The sequence below is a fragment of the Pseudomonas sp. Irchel 3A18 genome (assembly GCF_900187465.1).
In the GTDB taxonomy this organism is placed as follows: Bacteria; Pseudomonadota; Gammaproteobacteria; order Pseudomonadales; family Pseudomonadaceae; genus Aquipseudomonas; species Aquipseudomonas cichorii.
This window is the reverse complement of record NZ_FYDI01000003.1, coordinates 246,374-263,387: the sequence shown is the minus strand read 5'-3', so window position 1 is coordinate 263,387 and position 17,014 is coordinate 246,374. Positions and strand designations below refer to the sequence as shown.

The following is a 17,014-nucleotide window of genomic DNA, read 5'->3' as shown; positions in this document are numbered from 1 at the left end:
CAATACTTGAAATACTGCGCCGCTTGCTTAAGCCCCAGTGCTGTTTATAGTTATCAGCATTCCAACCTGCGACACCTGAAGGACCAAGCCATGCGCCCGTTTCGTATTATTGCCGCCACCTTGACCCTGCTTGTCGGGTTACAGGCTTTACCTGCCGTGGCTGCCGAGCTGCCTCCAGGCAGTGGTGACCCGGTCTACAGCATCCAGACCCCGCCAGCTTTCGCCATGATCGGCGACCTGATCATCGCCCGGCCATTGCTGATTGCCGCGACCATCATCGGCACGGGTCTGTTCGTGATTGCTGCACCTTTCGCCGCCGCGGGCGGCAACCTGGGCGCAACGGGCAAGGCGCTGGTGGTCGATCCTGGCAAGGCCGCATTCGTCAGGTGCCTGGGCTGCACCGGCGATGGATATGGCAAGCAGGAATGATGCAGAGCGCTTTTGTCACCAGCCTTTGAACGCTATGCCTTGCCGGTGATGAGGCGATATTTGGTCATCAGCTCGTCTTTGCTTTCGACACGATTCTCGTCCAGCGGAATGCAATCCACAGGACAGACCTGCTGGCATTGAGGCTCGTCGTAATGACCGACGCATTCGGTGCACAGGTTCGGGTTGATCACGTAGATCTCCTCACCCTGTGAAATGGCCTCGTTCGGGCACTCGGGTTCGCAGACGTCGCAGTTGATGCAATCGTCAGTGATGATAAGGGACATGAAACACTCCAGCCGCGGGGTGTCCCGGGGCGTATGAAAACCAATGCGGCGAATTGTGCCGCATTAGCGCCTTCGATGCACCTCGACGTTACGAGCGTTTGAAGCGATCGGTCAGTGCCTGGGCCACGGCCGGGTGCACGAACTTGTTGATATCACCGCCCAGCGCAGCGATTTCACGGACCAGCGTCGAAGAAATGAATGAATAACGTTCCGACGGAGTGAGAAACAGACTCTCGACGTCCGGTGCCAGTTGTCGGTTCATGTTGGCCAACTGGAATTCATACTCGAAATCCGAAACCGCGCGCAGGCCGCGCAGAAATACGTTGGCGTTCTGCTCCTTGGCAAACTGGGCAAGCAAGGTCGAAAAGCCTACGACTTCGACGTTGGGCAGGTGTTTGGTGACTTCTCGTGCCAGCTCTACACGCTGTTCCAGAGGGAACAGCGGGTTTTTCTTCGGGCTGGCAGCAACGGCAATGACCACTTGGTCGAACAGGCGCGAGGCGCGTTCGACCAGATCGCCGTGGCCCTTGGTGATAGGGTCGAAGGTTCCTGGGTACAACACTCGGTTCATCGCGTCGTCCTGGTCGGAGTCCGGTTGGGGACTCGGATGTTATCGCAGCCGCCCCGGTGGGCCAAGTCGAGGTGTAGCCAGTGAGGCTTTATTGTGCCGATTATCGGCGATTTTTTATCAGGCTGATGGCATCTCAATGGCCATCAGCATGGCTCTATTCAGCGCAGGAACACCTTGTAGACCAGTCTCTGAATGGCCTTACCGTACGGCGGGTAAATTAAGCGCGCCGCGTTGAAGCGTTGCTTGATAAACACGCTTTTGGCCTGGCTGAAGGTCAGAAAACCTTCCCGACCATGGTAATGGCCCATACCTGAAGGGCCGACGCCCCCGAAGGGCAAGTCGTCCTGAGCCGCATGCATCAGCGTATCGTTCAGGCAGACGCCGCCGGAATGAGTCTGTTCCAGCACTTTTTGCTGCTCGGCTTTGTTGTAGCCGAAGTAGTAAAGCGCCAGCGGACGAGGGCGCTGATTGATATAGGCAAAGGCTTCATCGAGATCCCTGTAGGGCACGATAGGCAGCAACGGCCCGAAAATCTCATCCTGCATGACCAGCATGTCATCGCTGACGTTGAGCAAGAGACTGAACGGCATGCGCTGCGCCTGCCCCTGATCGTACAGGGCGATTACCTCAGCGCCTTTGCTGGCGGCGTCTTCCAGATAGTGATTCAGTCGCGCCAATTGTCGCTGATTGATGATCGCCGTGTAATCCGGGTTGTCAGCAAGTGTAGGGTAAAAGCCCTGGACCGCTTGCCTGTAGGCTTCGACGAAACCCTGCACCCGATCCTGCGGCACCAGCACGTAGTCCGGTGCGATGCAGGTCTGTCCGGCATTCAAGGTCTTGCCGAACGCAATGCGCTCGGCGGCATCCTTGAGCGGGACATCCCGGGACACAATCACGGGAGATTTGCCGCCCAGTTCCAGAGTGACCGGCGTCAGGTTTTCGGCTGCAGCACGCATGACATGCTTGCCGATGCTGGTCGCGCCGGTAAACAGAAGGTGATCGAACGGCAGTCTGGAGAAGGCCATGCCCACATCGGCTTCGCCCAGCACCACAGCGATCAGGTCTTCGGGAAAGATCCGCGCGAACAGACGCTTGAGCAGGTCGCCCGTGGCAGGTGTGGATTCGCTGAGCTTGAGCATCACGCGATTGCCGGCCGCCAGGGCGCCAATCAGCGGACCGATGGCCAGGAACAGCGGGTAGTTCCAGGGCACGATAACCCCGACCACGCCCAAAGGCTGATACACCACTTTGGCCGAGGCAGGCTGAAAGGCCAGGCCCACATGGCGGCGCGAGGGTTTCATCCAGCGCTTGAGCCGTTTGCGCGCATCCCGGATGCCTAGCAAGCTTGGCAGCAACTCGGCCAGCAGGGTTTCGTCGGCGCTGCGGTGGCTGAAGTCGCTGCTGATGGCGTCGATCAATGCCTGACGGTGGTCGCTGAGCAGTTCACCCAGGCTTTTGAGCCACTGCGAGCGTTGTGCTGCCGAGGGCATCGGGTTGGCTGCGAACGCCTGGCGCTGTAGAGCGAACGTGTGTTCCAGTTCGCTGGAAAAAGAGGGGGCGTCAGGCATTTGGGGCGTTCCTTGCTGGATTTTTCGAGTGTTTTAGAGCTGTTGCTCTATAAAGTCAAATGGCCTGTGTCCCCCTTGTCCCTTAGGTTTCACGCACATCACTGCATCTATGCCGACCGCTTGCGCTACCATTCCCTACCAACATACCTGAGGGATCGAGCTGAGTATGGCTCCACGTATCAAAACCCGTGAACGTATCGTGCAGGTCAGTCTGGAGCTGTTCAATCAGCAGGGTGAGCGTAGCGTAAGCACCAATCACATTGCCGCGCACATGGAAATTTCGCCGGGTAATCTCTACTACCACTTTCCCAACAAGCAGGCGATCATCGCCTCGCTGTTCAACGAGTATGAAGCGTTGGTGGATGGTTTTCTGTTTCCTCCCAAGGGGCGGCAGTTGACGGTTGAAGACAAGCGTAGCTATTTGCTGGCGATACTCGACGGCATGTGGCGTTACCGGTTCCTGCACCGCGACCTTGAGCACCTGCTGGCTTGCGATCCGGAAATGGCGACCCGCTATCGGCGTTTTTCTCAGCGTTCCCTGACCCAGGCCATGGCGATTTACAGTGCTTTCGTCGAGGCGGGTGTCCTGAACATGGACAAGGCGCAGGTCGAATCGCTGACCCTCAATACCTGGATCATCCTCACCTCCTGGGTGCGTTTCCTGTGCACCACACGTGAACATTCCACGCACTTGAACGAAGATGCCATTCGACGCGGTGTCTATCAGGTGCTTATGCTGGAGTATGGCTACATCAGCGCCGAGGCCCGTGAAGAATTCAGTGCCTTGTGCGCTGCTTTTTATACGGCCCTGCCCAAGGTGCTGGGGGAAGTCGGCTGAGAGTCATCGTCAGCACCCACTATTCGCTTTTCTGCTTACAGGAGTGAGTCATGTCCATCGCGCAACTGATCAGCCCTCAGCAATTGGCTGCCCGCCAGCGAGAGCCCGGGCTGGTGATTCTCGATTGCCGCTTTGCTCTGGAAGATCCCGATTACGGGCAGCGCAGTTACGCTCAGGGTCATATCGATCGTGCGTCTTTCGCGGACCTGGAGCGTGATCTCAGTGGTCCGGTCACCAAGGGCAAGACCGGACGCCACCCCTTGCCGGACCCTGAAGCGCTGTTGCGTCGCTTTCAGGCGTGGGGCATCAACCCGGACAGCGAAATCGTGCTCTATGACGATGGTCCCGGTGCCTATGCGGCCCGTGCCTGGTGGCTGCTGGCGTGGCTGGGCAAGCGCGAGGGTGTGTACCTGCTCGATGGCGGTCTGAAAGCCTGGCATGCGGCGGGCCTGCCGCTGAGCCTGGATGCGCCTGGCAACAAGCCCGGTACGTTCACTGGCGAGCCCGATATGTCTCTGGTGCTCAATGCCAGTCGTTTGCAGGGCCGTCTCGGGCGGCCGGAACTGACCCTGATCGATGCACGCGCCGAAGCCCGTTTTCGCGGTGAAGTGGAGCCCATTGACCCGGTTGCCGGGCATATTCCGGGTGCGCAGTGCGTCGCCTTCAACGAAAACCTGGGGCCTGACGGACGCTTTCTGCCAGCCGATCAGCTCAGGCAGCGTTTTGCCGAGACGCTACAGGATCGCTCGCCGAAGGATCTGGTCGCCTATTGCGGTTCCGGTGTGACGGCCTGCCATAACCTGTTTGCCCTGTGTCTGGCAGGTTACCCATTGGGGACGCTGTATGCAGGTTCGTGGAGCGAATGGATTACCGATCCGGCCCGAGAGGTTGCGACGGGGGCATGACCCTGTCGCCAGCAAGCTGCCTCCCACAAGAACTGGTTTCTGTCCCGGGATTCATCCGCGAACAGCCTTGTCGCGCTCATACGCCAGGCTCAGCCAGTGCGGAATGCGACGCTCCAGATAATAACTGGGGTTTTTCAGCGATCCATCGACAAACCCCACATGCCCGCCCCTGGCCTGTAACTCGAACTCCGTACACGCTGAAAGCTCGTCGGGTTCGGGCAGGCTGTGGATAAAGACGAAAGGGTCGTCTGCGGCCTGGATGATCAGTGTCGGTGTGCGAATCTGGCCCAGAAAATACCGGCTCGACGCCCGGCGATAATAGTCCTCGGCATTGGCGAAACCATGCAGCGGCGCCGTCACCCGGCCATCGAAATCCCAGAACGTGCGCATATTCTCCAACGAGCCCAGGGCGGCCAGTTCTGCCAGGCCTTCGCTCATCCCTTCATGCTGGAAGCGGCGTTGCTTGTCCCGGATATAAGCCAGCATTTCGCGCATGAAGTGCCGTTGATAGACCTTGGAAAAGCCCTGGCCGATACGGTTGGCGCACTCGTCCAGCCGGAATGGCACCGAGACAGCCACCGCGCCCAGCAAACCGCTTTCTGTGCCGGATTCGCCCAGATGCTTGAGCAGAACGTTGCCGCCCAGTGAATAACCCACGGCATAAAGCGGCGCCAGAGGGCGCAAGGCTCGCAGGTGGGCAATGACTTCTGCCAGGTCTTCGCTGGCGCCGGAGTGATAGCTGCGCGACAACAGATTCGGCTCCCCGGAACAGCCGCGCCAGTTCAGTGCCACGCTGGCCCAGCCTTGGGAAGCCATTGCCTTTTGCAGACCTGCCACATAAGGCGAATTCGACGAGCCGGTCAGTCCGTGCAGGACCAGCACCAGTGGTGCATCGGCCTCATGGGGGCCATGCCAGTCCATATCGAGAAAGTCCCCGTCCTCCAGCCACATGCGCTCTCGTGTACGGGCAAGCAGGGTTCGTTTGCGCCACAGCGGTCCCCACAAGGTTTGCAGGTGCGGATTACCCAGGCCTGAAGCCGGGACGAAACGGTTTGCCGAGGATGGGTGCAGAGGGCTGGCTGGCACGGTCTTGCTCATCAATGAATGCAGAGACGTACGTTGCCATTAAGTGATGCGAGATGTAAGAGGTTTTTGGCTGAGTGGCTTGATTGTGAATGCGCTCCTGCAGCAGGAGCGCATTCGTCTGCGAGAGGGCCGTCAGAACAGGTCGATCGGTGCCGACTCGTCTGCTGGCAGCGGGCTGCCCGGTACGCTGCCGCCCAGTTCGTTCACGCTTGGAGGCGTGTCTTCGCTCTTGAACAGCTCGAAGAACGCATTGGGCGTACTCGGGGTCGCGGCGCGGCCACTTACAGGGTCGACCCGCAGGCTGAGGATGCCATCCGGTTCGGCCTGTTGATGCGGCGGCTTGTCCTTGAGGGCTGCGCTCATGTAGTCCATCCAGATTGGCAGGGCGACCGTACCGCCAAACTCGTGGCGTCCGAGGCTTTCCGGCTGGTCGAAGCCCGTCCAGACCGTTGTCACGTAATCCGCGTTATAGCCGGAGAACCACGCATCCTTGGATTCGTTGGTCGTACCGGTCTTGCCCGCGATATCCGGCCGGTTCATGGACAGTGCGCGACGCCCTGTGCCGCGCTTGATCACATCCTGCAGCATGCTGTTGAGGATGTAGGTCGTGCGACTGTCGACGATTCGCTCTGCAACCACAGGTGCCTGTGGCTCGGTGGCGGATGTCGGGGACGTGGTGGTCAGGCCCGGACTGTCATGGATCGCGAAGGTCGAGGTGTTGGCTGCTGTCTTGGCCTCTGTGGCCGGAACGCTGGCCGGATTGGCCAGGAACAGCGTCTGACCGTCACGGTTCTCGATCTTCTGGATCAGGTACGGGCTGACTTTATAGCCGCCGTTGGCAAATGCACTCCAGCCGGTGGCGATTTCCATCGGCGTCAGGGTTGCGGTGCCCAGCGCCAGGGACAGGTTGCGCGGCAGGTCCTGCTTGGCGAATCCGAAGCGAGTGATGTAGTCCATGGTGGAATCGATACCCAGGGCCTGCAGCAGACGGATCGAAACCAGGTTGCGGGACTTGTAGAGAGCCTCGCGCAACCTGATCGGGCCGAGGAAGGTGTTGGTGTCGTTCTTCGGACGCCAGACCTTGTCCAGGTATTCGTCCACGAACACGATAGGCGCATCGTTCACCAAGCTCGAAGCGGTATAACCGTTGTCCAGGGCGGCACTGTAGATGAAAGGCTTGAAGCTCGAACCCGGTTGACGCTTGGCCTGCATGGCGCGGTTGTAATTGCTCTGCTCGAAGGAAAAGCCACCGACCAGCGCACGAATGGCACCATTCTGCGGATCCAGAGAAACCAGAGCGCTTTGAGCGGCGGGAATTTGACTGAATTTCAGCGAGCCGTCTTCCTGACGCAGCAGGCGGACCAGATCGCCGACATGCGCCACGTCAGCCGGTTGACGTGGATTGGCGCCAAGACTGTTGGTGTTCAGGTAAGGGCGAGCCCATTTCATGCTGCTCCACTCGACGTTTTCTTCTTTTTCGCCGTTGCGGGTCAGGACGCGGATGCCGTTTTTATCGACCTGCGTGACGATGGCGGGCTCTACGCCGTTGATCGTGCGCTGTTTGGTCAGTTCCTGAGCCCAGCCGGCAGGCGTCATGCCCGGGAAGCGGCTTTCCGGGCCGCGATAGCCATGGCGCTGGTCGTATTCGATCAGCCCTTGCTGCACAGCCTTGTTGGCGTGCTCCTGAAGATCGCTCGGAACAGTAGTGGTGACGCGGAAGCCTTCGGTATAGGCTTCGCTGCCGTAGCGACCGACCATTTCGGCGCGGGCCATTTCTGCAATATAGGGCGCGTAGACTTCCGGCGTCGGGACGTGGTAGCTGGCGTTGAGAGGCTCGTTGAGAGCGGCCTGATAGGCGCTCTGGTCGATCTTGCCCAGTCGGTACATGCGCCCCAGGATCCAGTCGCGACGTTCCTTGGCACGTGCCGGGTTGGCCAGCGGGTTGAAGCGTGAAGGTGCTTTTGGCAGGCCTGCAATCATGGCCATTTGCGCAAGGCTTACATCGCGAATCGATTTGCCATAGTAGACTTGCGCCGCAGCCTCGATGCCATAGGCTCGGTTGCCCAGGTAGATCTTGTTGACGTACAGCTCAAGGATTTCATCCTTGGTCAGTTGGCGCTCGATTTGCAAGGCAAGGAGAATTTCGGTGGTTTTACGTGAAAAGCTTCTTTCGCTGGTCAGGAAAAAGTTTTTCGCGACCTGCATTGTGATGGTACTGCCGCCTGATTGAATATGGCCGCTTTTCACCAGTTGGGTGGCAGCGCGCATCAGGCTGCTTGGGTCGACGCCGTAGTGATTGGCGAAGTTGTCGTCTTCGGCCGACAGCAGGGCGTTGATGAAATTGGGCGGGATTTCGGCAAAGCGAATAGGGGTGCGGCGCATCTCGCCAAACTCGGCAATCAGCTTGCCGTCGCTGCTGTAGACGCGCAGGGGAATCTGCAACTGAATGCTCTTCAGTGCTTCGACAGAGGGCAGGTTCGGGCTCAGATAAAGGAATGCACCGCTCAGCGCGAGCAGCAGGCCGCAAAATACTGCTACGAGAGACCACCAGATAAACTTCAGCAGGCGTATCAAGGCTTTTGGATTTCCACAAAAAAGAATGGGTTGAGCGCAGGCATTTACAAACGAACACGCCTTGAAGCTTTGTTAAACGAAAAAACCGCCGGGCATTATAAGCATTTTTCGTCTCCAGGCGTGATTTGCGCTACTGTCAAGGCTGTTGACAATGGCGCAGGCCAAAAATTACGCCGTAAGTGGCGGAAAACTCATAGGAATACTGGTTGTGTTCGAACTCTTCGGTAAGAAGGCCAACACCCTTCTAGGGATCGATATTAGCTCTACCTCGGTAAAACTCCTTGAGTTGAGTCGTTCCGGCACTCGTTACAAGGTCGAGTCTTACGCGGTCGAACCGCTGCCGGCCAATGCCGTCGTCGAAAAGAATATTGCCGAACTCGAAGGGGTCGGCCAGGCGTTGTCGCGCGTACTGGTCAAGGCCAAGACGAACGCCAAAATAGTGGCGGTCGCCGTGGCGGGCTCGGCGGTCATCACCAAGACCATCGAGATGGACGCTGGTCTGTCCGACGACGATATGGAAAACCAGCTCAAGCTTGAAGCTGACCAGTACATTCCCTATCCCCTCGAAGAAGTCGCCATCGATTTTGAAGTCCAGGGCTATTCGGCGCGCAATCCCGAGCGCGTCGAAGTGCTGCTGGCCGCCTGCCGCAAGGAAAACGTGGAAGTGCGTGAGGCCGCATTGGCGCTGGCCGGGCTGACGGCACGTGTCGTCGATGTGGAGGCCTACGCGCTGGAGCGTTCTTTCGGTCTGCTGTCTGCCCAGTTGGGCAATGACCACGATCAACTGACCGTTGCCGTGGTGGACATCGGTGCAACCATGACCACCCTGAGCGTGCTGCATCACGGGCGCATCATCTATACACGTGAGCAATTGTTCGGTGGGCGCCAGCTGACCGAGGAAATCCAGCGTCGCTATGGCCTGTCCATGGAAGAGGCGGGGCTTGCGAAGAAGCAGGGCGGGCTGTCCGACGATTACGTCAGCGAAGTGTTGAACCCCTTCAAGGATGCCCTGGTGCAGCAAGTGTCCCGCTCGCTGCAGTTCTTCTTTGCCGCCGGGCAGTACAACACCGTCGACTACATCATGCTGGCGGGCGGTACGGCTTCCATTCCAGGACTTGAGCACTTGATCCAGAAACGTCTTGGTACGCCAACCCTGGTCGCCAACCCTTTTGCCGACATGGCCCTGAGTTCCAAGGTCAACGCCGGTGCATTGGCCAGTGATGCTCCCGCATTGATGATCGCCTGCGGTCTTGCCTTGAGGAGCTTCGACTAATGGCACGGATCAACCTTTTACCGTGGCGTGAAGAGCTTCGCGAAGAACGCAAGAAACGCTTTCTGACGGCGCTGGCCTGCGTACTGGTTTTCTCGGTGGGCGCGCTGTTTCTGCTGGATCGCTACATCAACAACGCGATCACTTATCAGGAAGCGCGCAACGCATTCATCCAGAAGGAAATCGCCCAACTCGATATCCGCATCAAGGAAATCAGCGACCTGAAAGCCCGGCGCAAACAGTTGCTGGAGCGGATGAAGATCATCCAGGACTTGCAGGGCAACCGTCCGATCATTGGCCGGGTGTTCGATCAGCTAGCGCGGACCTTGCCCGATGGCGTTTATTTTTCAGATGTCAAAATGACCGACAAATTGATTTCCATCAGTGGGGCTGCCGAGTCCAACAACCGGGTTTCGGACCTGATGCGCAACATGGAGGCCTCCGACTGGCTCGCCTCCCCGAGCCTGACCGAGGTCAAGGCGACCACGGCAGGTGCAGTGGATCAGGCGAACGTCTTTCAACTGACGGTCCGCCAGACCCAGCCTGTTGTTGTGGTTGAAGGGGCCAAGCCATGAATTTTTCTGAATGGCTGGAAGGGCTTCGCCGGGTCGACCTCAATGACCTGGATCTCAACAACCTGGGTTCCTGGCCTGCAGCGGTCAAGGCCATCTCCGGCGTGCTGGTGATGGTGCTGGTGTTTGCGCTGGGTTATTTCCTTTTCATCCAGGAGCTGGAAACCCGGCTCGAAGGTGCCCAGGCCAACGAACTGATGCTGCGCGAGCAGGTGTCGACCAAGGCCTTCCAGGCCGCGAACCTGGAGCCTTACAAGAAGCAGATGGAAGAAATGGAAAACACCTTCGGCGCACTGTTGCGGCAATTGCCCAGTGACACCGAGGTGCCTGGCCTGCTCGAAGACATCACTCGTACAGGCCTGGGAAGTGGTCTGGAGTTCGAGGAAATCAAGCTGTTGCCCGAAGGGGTCCAGCAGTTCTATATCGAGCTGCCGATCCAGATCACGGTCGTGGGTGGCTATCACGATCTTGCGACGTTCGTCAGTGGCGTTGCCAGCTTGCCGCGCATCGTGACGCTGCATGACTTCGAGATCAAACCGGTCGACCCCAAATCTCAGACCAAGCTACGCATGAACATTCTGGCCAAGACCTACCGCTACAACGATGAAGGGCTGAAGAAATGAGGGCGGCGCGACTGCTGTGCGTCAGTGTGGTCCTGATGGGGCTGGCCGGGTGTGATAACGATCCGGAGTTCGCCGATCTCAGCGCTTTTGTCGATGAGGTCAAGACGCGTCCTTCGGGCAATATCGATCCATTGCCCAAGTTCCGTCCCTATGAAACCTTTACCTATAACGCGGCCAACCTGCGCAGTCCGTTCCAGCCTCCGGTGAAGATCGATCTGCTCAATCGCCAGAAAGGCTCACGGCTGGTCAAGCCGGACGAGACGCGGGTCAGGCAGTTTCTCGAAGGGTTCAATATCGAATCCTTCGAGATGGTCGGAACCATTGGCAACGAATCGGGTACATTCGCCTTGTTGCGCGGTGCCGGAGGGGTTCATCGCGTAAAAGTGGGTGATTATCTGGGCCGCAATAACGGCCGGATTGTGTCGGTCAGCGATGCGCAGGTCGATGTCATTGAAATAGTTCCTGATGGAGAGGGGGCCTGGCTTGAAAGGCCGCGCAGTATTTCCCTCAAAGAACGCTCATGAAGTGGGCAAGGCCAAGCATGCTTAACACCGCACAACGGAAATTCATCATGATCAGGATTCTCTCGATTATCGGCGTTTCGCTAGGGATAGCGATGCTTTCGCCGGTTCTCCAGGCAGCCAATCTTAAAACGCTGGATGTTGCAGCCTTGCCAGGCGACCGGATCGAGCTGAAGCTTTCCTTCGATTCTCCGGTTCCTGCGCCGCGCGGTTATACCACCGAACAGCCGGCGCGCATCGCGCTGGACCTGCCGGGTGTGACCAGCCAGCTGGCAACCAAGAGTCGTGATCTGGGTGCGGGCAATGCGCGCAGTGTCGTGGTGGTTCAGGCCCAGGACCGCACGCGGGTCATCATCAACATGACGACGCTGTCTCCTTACAGCTCCCGAGTCGAAGGCAACAACCTGTTCGTGGTGGTCGGCCAGGGCGCTGCCGCTGCGCAATCCTCCCAGCCGAGCACGGCCATGGGAACACCGCGAGTCGCCGTCCCGACGCCCGCTCCGTCAGCGGCACGGCCTTACGTGCCGGCAGGTGTGAAAGCCATCAGGAATATCGACTTCCAGCGCGGCGAGCTGGGTGAAGGCAATGTAGTCATCGACCTGAGCAGTCCTGGCATTTCTCCGGACATTCAGGAGCAGGGCGGCAAGATTCGTATCGACTTTGCCAAGACCCAGTTGCCTGAGCCGCTGCGAGTCAGGCTGGACGTCAAGGATTTCGCCACGCCTGTGCAGTTCGTGAGTGCCACGACCTCCGGCGACAAGGCGAGCATCAGCATCGAGCCTTCGGGCGCCTTCGATTACTCGGCCTACCAGACTGAAAACAAGCTGACCATCAGCGTGCGCCCCCTGACCAATGAAGACCTGGATCGCCGTGCTGCCGACAAGCCGGTCTACACCGGTGAAAAACTGTCGCTGAATTTCCAGGACATCGATGTGCGCTCGGTGCTGCAACTGATTGCCGACTTCACTAACCTGAATCTGGTGGCCAGTGACACGGTTCAGGGCGGTATCACCCTGCGCCTGCAGAACGTGCCGTGGGATCAGGCGCTGGATCTGGTGCTCAAGACCAAGGGCCTCGACAAGCGCAAGGTCGGCAGTGTCCTGCTGGTCGCGCCAGCCGATGAAATCGCCGCCCGTGAGCGTCAGGAGCTGGAATCCCTCAAACAGATTTCCGAACTGGCGCCGTTACGGCGCGAGCTTCTGCAGGTCAATTACGCCAAGGCGGCCGACATCGCCAAGCTGTTCCAGTCGGTGACCAGCGTCGAATCGAAAGCCGACGAACGCGGTTCGATCACTGTGGATGAGCGTACCAACAATATCATTGCCTACCAGACCCAGGATCGCCTCGACGAGCTGCGTCGCATCGTGTCCCAGCTGGATATTCCTGTGCGTCAGGTGATGATCGAGGCGCGCATCGTTGAAGCCAACGTCGATTACGACAAGGCTCTGGGAGTGCGCTGGGGTGGTACCAAGGTTGGCAGTGGCAACTGGAATACCTACGGTCTGGACGATAACGGCGACGAGGCGGGCAATACTGGCAGCGACCTGAGCGCCAACACGCCATTCGTCGACCTGGGTGCCGGTGGCGCGACCTCCGGGATCGGCATCGCCTTCGTCACCAACAATACCCTGCTCGATCTCGAGTTGAGCGCAATGGAAAAGACCGGCAACGGTGAAATCGTCTCCCAGCCCAAAGTGGTCACTTCCGACAAGGAAACCGCCAAGATCCTCAAGGGTACGGAAATTCCTTATCAGGAATCCAGCTCCAGCGGCGCGACAACCGTGAGCTTCAAGGAGGCATCCCTGTCGCTGGAAGTGACGCCGCAGATCACGCCGGACAACCGCATCATCATGGAGGTCAAGGTCACCAAGGACGAGCCGGATTACCTCAATGCGGTACTGGGCGTGCCTCCGATCAAGAAAAACGAGGTGAACGCCAAGGTGCTGGTTTCCGATGGCGAGACGATCGTGATCGGGGGCGTGTTCTCCAATACGCAAAGTAAAGTAGTAGAGAAAGTGCCATTTCTTGGCGATGTACCGTATCTTGGCCGCCTTTTCCGTCGAGATACGGTTTCAGAAGCGAAATCCGAGCTGTTGGTATTTCTGACTCCGCGTATCATGAACAACCAGGCGATTGCTGTGAGTCGTTGATTCTGTGCGAAATTTAATACTTGTAGGGCCGATGGGGGCTGGTAAAAGCACTATCGGCCGTTTGCTTGCCAAAGAGCTGCGCCTACCGTTCAAGGATTCCGACAAGGAAATCGAGTTGCGCTCGGGCGCAAATATTCCGTGGATTTTCGACAAGGAAGGCGAACCGGGCTTTCGCGATCGCGAACAGGCAATGATTGCTGAGCTGTGTGAAGCCGATGGCGTCGTTCTGGCGACAGGTGGCGGTGCCGTCATGCGCAGCGAAAACCGTCAGGCGCTGCATGCCGGTGGGCGTGTGGTGTATCTGCACGCATCGGTCGAACAGCAGGTCGGGCGCACGGCTCGTGACCGCAATCGTCCTTTGCTGCGTACTGCCGATCCGGCCCGGGTATTGGGTGAATTGCTGGCCATTCGTGACCCGCTGTATCGGGAAATCGCCGATCTGGTGGTTGAAACCGATGAACGGCCACCCCGTATGGTCGTTCTTGACATACTTGCCCGCTTGGCAGAGCTTCCTCCCCGTTAAAGCGCAGACGAAAATGCGCTATCCTCGGCGACCATCAAAACAGCGACAGCCATTGGCTGTCCTGGCGCACGAAAAAACATGCGCAACGCCCAATCGTTAATCAATGTGGGGACACATGCAGACACTTAAGGTCGAGCTTGGTGAGCGTAGCTACCCGATTCATATTGGCGAAGGCCTTCTGGACAAGCCGGAGCTCCTGATCCCGCATATCGTCGGGCGGCAGGTGGCTATCGTTTCCAATACCACGGTGGCTCCTCTTTATCTCGAACGATTGACGCGAACGCTGGTGGGTTACAACGTCCTGTCAGTGGTGTTGCCCGATGGCGAAGCGTTCAAGAACTGGGAAACCCTGCAAACCATCTTCGACGGCCTGCTCACGGCACGGCACGACCGCCGCACGACGGTGATCGCCCTCGGTGGCGGTGTGATCGGCGACATGGCCGGATTCGCTGCCGCCTGTTATCAGCGTGGCGTGAATTTCATCCAGATCCCGACCACGCTGTTGTCCCAGGTGGATTCGTCGGTGGGCGGCAAGACCGGCATCAATCACCCGCTGGGCAAGAACATGGTGGGAGCTTTCTATCAGCCGGGCGTCGTGCTGATCGATACCACCACACTCAACACCCTGCCCGAGCGTGAACTGTCCGCCGGGCTGGCTGAAGTCATCAAGTACGGCCTGATCTGCGACGAGCCGTTCCTGACCTGGCTCGAAGAGCACGTCGACCAGTTGCGCGGCCTGGACCAGAAAGCCCTGACCATCGCCATCGAGCGCTCGTGCGCCGCCAAGGCGCTGGTGGTGGGTGCTGATGAGCGTGAGTCCGGCGTGAGGGCAACCTTGAACCTGGGTCACACTTTTGGCCACGCCATCGAAACCCATATGGGCTATGGTGTCTGGCTGCATGGCGAGGCGGTTGCCGCCGGTACGGTCATGGCTCTGGAGATGTCTTCGCGGCTTGGCTGGATCACCACCAGGGAGCGTGATCGCGGTATTCGCCTGTTGCAGCGTGCCGGCTTGCCGGTTGTGCCGCCACAGGACATGACGGAAAACGATTTTCTTGAACACATGGCGATCGACAAGAAAGTGATCGATGGTCGCCTGCGTCTGGTGCTTCTGCGTCAGATGGGTGAAGCGGTTATCACGGACGATTATCCAAAAGAAGTACTACAGGCCACTCTGAGGGCGGATTACCGCGCTCTGGTGGATCAGCTTAGAGGTTAACGGAAAACCCATGACTAGTTTGCATGCCGACGAGGCTTTCCTCGGCCATTATCAGTTGAGTCATGACCCCTTTGCAGCGCGGGTACCTGGCTTCAAGTTTTTTCCTGCCCAGCGCAAGTCGGTGCTGGGTCAGCTCCATCACCTGGCTCGCTACAGCCAGTTGCTGCTTGCAGTGACCGGCCCTCAGGGCAGCGGCAAGACTTTGTTGCGCCAGGCGCTCGTAGCCAGCACTAACAAGCAGTCGGTGCAGAGCGTGGTCATTTCGGCGCGTGGCGCCAGTGATGCCGCAGGCGTATTGCAGCAGGTCGCCCAGGCGCTGATTGTTGCCCAGGCTGAAATGCAGGCGATTCTGGCACAGGTCGTACAGCTTGCGCTGACCGGTCAGGAAGTCTATCTGCTGGTGGACGATGCGGAACAACTAGGCGATTCGGCGCTCGAAGCGTTGCTGGGTCTGGCCGCAGGTACGCCTGAGGGGCGTCCGCATGTGTTCCTGTTTGGCGAGCCGTCGCTGATCGACCGTCTCGATCAGTTGTGTGCCGACCTGCAGGGTGATGTCGAAGGCGAGCGCTTTCATGTCATCGAGTTGCAACCTTATACCGAAGAAGAAACCCGGGAGTATCTGGCTCAACGTCTGGAAGGTGCAGGGCAAGGAATCGCGTTGTTCACTGCCGAGCAGATTACCGATATTCATGAACAGTCCGATGGCTGGCCTGGGAATATCAACCAGGTTGCCCGCGATTCAATGATCGAGGCGATGATCGCGAGTCGCTCCGCGGTCAAGCGCCCAAGTGTGGGGTTCAACATGCCGAAAAAACACGTACTGGCCCTTGGTGCAGTTGTCGTGGTCGCAGTGGCAGCCGCGGTGCTGATCCCTGGCCGTGGCGACAAGAGCGCTGCGCCAGCCAATGCTCCGGCCCAGGCCCAGTTGCCACTGGGTCAGGGCACGCCCGCGAATCAGCAATCCAATAATGGCGGTCCGGCTATCGAGTTTGCGGGTAACTCGCAGCCGATGCCTCTGCCGCTGGTGGGTAACTCGCAACCTGTGATGCGCGGCCCTCTGGCTGAAGCGGCAGGTGCCGGTGAAACCGATGAAGATGCAGTGCCAATGGGCTCTCCAGCCCAGCCGGCCACGGTAACGACCACTGCACCACCTGCCGGTGCGCAGGCCGGTGCCGTGCCTCGCTCTTCCATTCCGGCTCCTGCGGCGGCAACGCCGGTGGCTCCGGCCGCCAAGCCTGCACCGGCGCCAGCTCCGGCTCCGGCTCAGGTCGCCACAGCCAAGCCGGCACCCGCAGCGGCTCCAGCCGCCAAACCTGCCGCAGCCGCTGCCAAGCCGGCTGCTGGTGGCAACTGGTACAGCGGCCAGGCGCCAGGGCATTATGTGGTGCAAATCCTGGGCACCAGCTCGGAAGCAACGGCTCAGGCCTATGTTGCCGAGCAGGGCGGCGAGTACCGTTATTTCAAGAAAACATTGCAGGGCAAGCCCCTGTATGTCGTGACATACGGTAATTTTTCGGACCGCGCTGCAGCCCTTGCAGCCATCAAAGTCTTGCCAGCAAAGGTTCAGGCTGGTAAACCTTGGCCCCGTACTGTCGCCAGCATCCAACAAGAGCTCGGCGCCAGTCGCTGAAGTCGCAGCGGCCTTATCCAGGCCGCTCACCCGGCAAACCTGATTTTACCTGCTCCGACGTGCCGCTTCTGGCGGCGCGCCTTGCAGTGTCTGCGTTACAAACGCCCTGACGTTTCGGTCGCTTCGGTCAGAATATTGAAAAATACTTTGACTAGCACAATGCTCAGCTATAAAACCTTCATAAATGCGACATTGATTTTCGGCTTTTCGCCGTTAAATTTGTGGGCCTTTGTGTCGCTGTGTACAATGAC

The 17,014-nt window shown here is 58.8% G+C and carries 16 protein-coding genes; 11 read left to right on the top strand and 5 right to left on the bottom strand.

Annotation, left to right across the window (positions count from 1 at the left end; translation table 11 throughout):
• Positions 1-90 precede the first annotated feature (90 nt).
• The gene (locus CKW23_RS06825) at positions 91-429 is read left to right on the top strand and encodes a hypothetical protein (RefSeq protein WP_025258124.1); all 339 of its coding nucleotides are present in this window, start codon (positions 91-93) and stop codon (positions 427-429) included.
• A gap of 32 nt (positions 430-461) precedes the next feature.
• Here CKW23_RS06825 and CKW23_RS06820 read toward each other — a convergent pair whose 3' ends face one another.
• The 3 genes from CKW23_RS06820 to CKW23_RS06810 form a co-directional block, all read right to left on the bottom strand.
• Positions 462-713, bottom strand: a complete 252-nt coding sequence (locus tag CKW23_RS06820; protein ID WP_025258125.1) for a YfhL family 4Fe-4S dicluster ferredoxin — start codon at positions 711-713, stop codon at positions 462-464.
• 88 nt (positions 714-801) lie between these two features.
• On the bottom strand, positions 802-1,284 hold the full coding sequence (gene coaD, locus CKW23_RS06815) for a pantetheine-phosphate adenylyltransferase (protein WP_025258126.1): 483 nt from the start codon (positions 1,282-1,284) through the stop codon (positions 802-804).
• 158 nt (positions 1,285-1,442) lie between these two features.
• The gene (locus CKW23_RS06810) at positions 1,443-2,852 is read right to left on the bottom strand and encodes a coniferyl aldehyde dehydrogenase (RefSeq protein ID WP_095067291.1); all 1,410 of its coding nucleotides are present in this window, start codon (positions 2,850-2,852) and stop codon (positions 1,443-1,445) included.
• A gap of 166 nt (positions 2,853-3,018) precedes the next feature.
• Here CKW23_RS06810 and CKW23_RS06805 point away from each other — a divergent pair, with 166 nt between their 5' ends.
• Together CKW23_RS06805 and CKW23_RS06800 are read left to right on the top strand one after the other, a co-directional pair.
• The gene (locus CKW23_RS06805; RefSeq protein WP_025258128.1) at positions 3,019-3,690 is read left to right on the top strand and encodes a TetR/AcrR family transcriptional regulator; all 672 of its coding nucleotides are present in this window, start codon (positions 3,019-3,021) and stop codon (positions 3,688-3,690) included.
• Between the two features lie 50 nt (positions 3,691-3,740).
• On the top strand, positions 3,741-4,595 hold the full coding sequence (locus CKW23_RS06800; RefSeq protein ID WP_095067290.1) for a sulfurtransferase: 855 nt from the start codon (positions 3,741-3,743) through the stop codon (positions 4,593-4,595).
• Positions 4,596-4,646: 51 nt separating this feature from the next.
• Here CKW23_RS06800 and CKW23_RS06795 read toward each other — a convergent pair whose 3' ends face one another.
• Together CKW23_RS06795 and CKW23_RS06790 are read right to left on the bottom strand one after the other, a co-directional pair.
• Positions 4,647-5,693, bottom strand: a complete 1,047-nt coding sequence (locus CKW23_RS06795) for a hydrolase (RefSeq protein WP_095067289.1) — start codon at positions 5,691-5,693, stop codon at positions 4,647-4,649.
• A gap of 120 nt (positions 5,694-5,813) precedes the next feature.
• Positions 5,814-8,252: a penicillin-binding protein 1A gene (locus CKW23_RS06790; RefSeq protein ID WP_371856556.1), complete on the bottom strand. Its 2,439-nt coding sequence runs from the start codon at positions 8,250-8,252 to the stop codon at positions 5,814-5,816.
• A gap of 211 nt (positions 8,253-8,463) precedes the next feature.
• On the opposite strand from CKW23_RS06790, the gene CKW23_RS06785 reads away from it, so the two are divergent.
• The 8 genes from CKW23_RS06785 (at position 8,464) to CKW23_RS06750 (ending at position 16,763) form a co-directional block, all read left to right on the top strand.
• On the top strand, positions 8,464-9,528 hold the full coding sequence (locus CKW23_RS06785; RefSeq protein ID WP_025258132.1) for a pilus assembly protein PilM: 1,065 nt from the start codon (positions 8,464-8,466) through the stop codon (positions 9,526-9,528).
• Entirely contained in the window at positions 9,528-10,100 is a 573-nt protein-coding gene (locus CKW23_RS06780; RefSeq protein ID WP_095067287.1) for a PilN domain-containing protein, read from the top strand. Before CKW23_RS06785 ends, CKW23_RS06780 begins: the two co-directional genes overlap by 1 nt.
• Positions 10,097-10,720, top strand: coding sequence for a type 4a pilus biogenesis protein PilO (pilO, locus tag CKW23_RS06775; protein ID WP_025258134.1), 624 nt, complete (start codon positions 10,097-10,099; stop codon positions 10,718-10,720). The genes CKW23_RS06780 and pilO overlap by 4 nt, the downstream gene beginning before the upstream one ends.
• Positions 10,717-11,244: a pilus assembly protein PilP gene (locus CKW23_RS06770; protein WP_095067286.1), complete on the top strand. Its 528-nt coding sequence runs from the start codon at positions 10,717-10,719 to the stop codon at positions 11,242-11,244. The genes pilO and CKW23_RS06770 overlap by 4 nt, the downstream gene beginning before the upstream one ends.
• Before the next feature lie 47 nt (positions 11,245-11,291).
• Positions 11,292-13,391, top strand: a complete 2,100-nt coding sequence (gene pilQ / locus CKW23_RS06765) for a type IV pilus secretin PilQ (protein ID WP_177434625.1) — start codon at positions 11,292-11,294, stop codon at positions 13,389-13,391.
• A 4-nt stretch (positions 13,392-13,395) separates the two neighbouring features.
• Entirely contained in the window at positions 13,396-13,914 is a 519-nt protein-coding gene (gene aroK / locus CKW23_RS06760) for a shikimate kinase AroK (RefSeq protein ID WP_095067284.1), read from the top strand.
• Positions 13,915-14,029: 115 nt separating this feature from the next.
• Positions 14,030-15,133, top strand: a complete 1,104-nt coding sequence (gene aroB / locus CKW23_RS06755; protein WP_095067283.1) for a 3-dehydroquinate synthase — start codon at positions 14,030-14,032, stop codon at positions 15,131-15,133.
• Positions 15,134-15,143: 10 nt separating this feature from the next.
• Positions 15,144-16,763 (top strand): AAA family ATPase, encoded by a 1,620-nt coding sequence (locus tag CKW23_RS06750; RefSeq protein WP_095067282.1) that lies wholly within the window; start codon positions 15,144-15,146, stop codon positions 16,761-16,763.
• Positions 16,764-17,014: the final 251 nt, after the last annotated feature.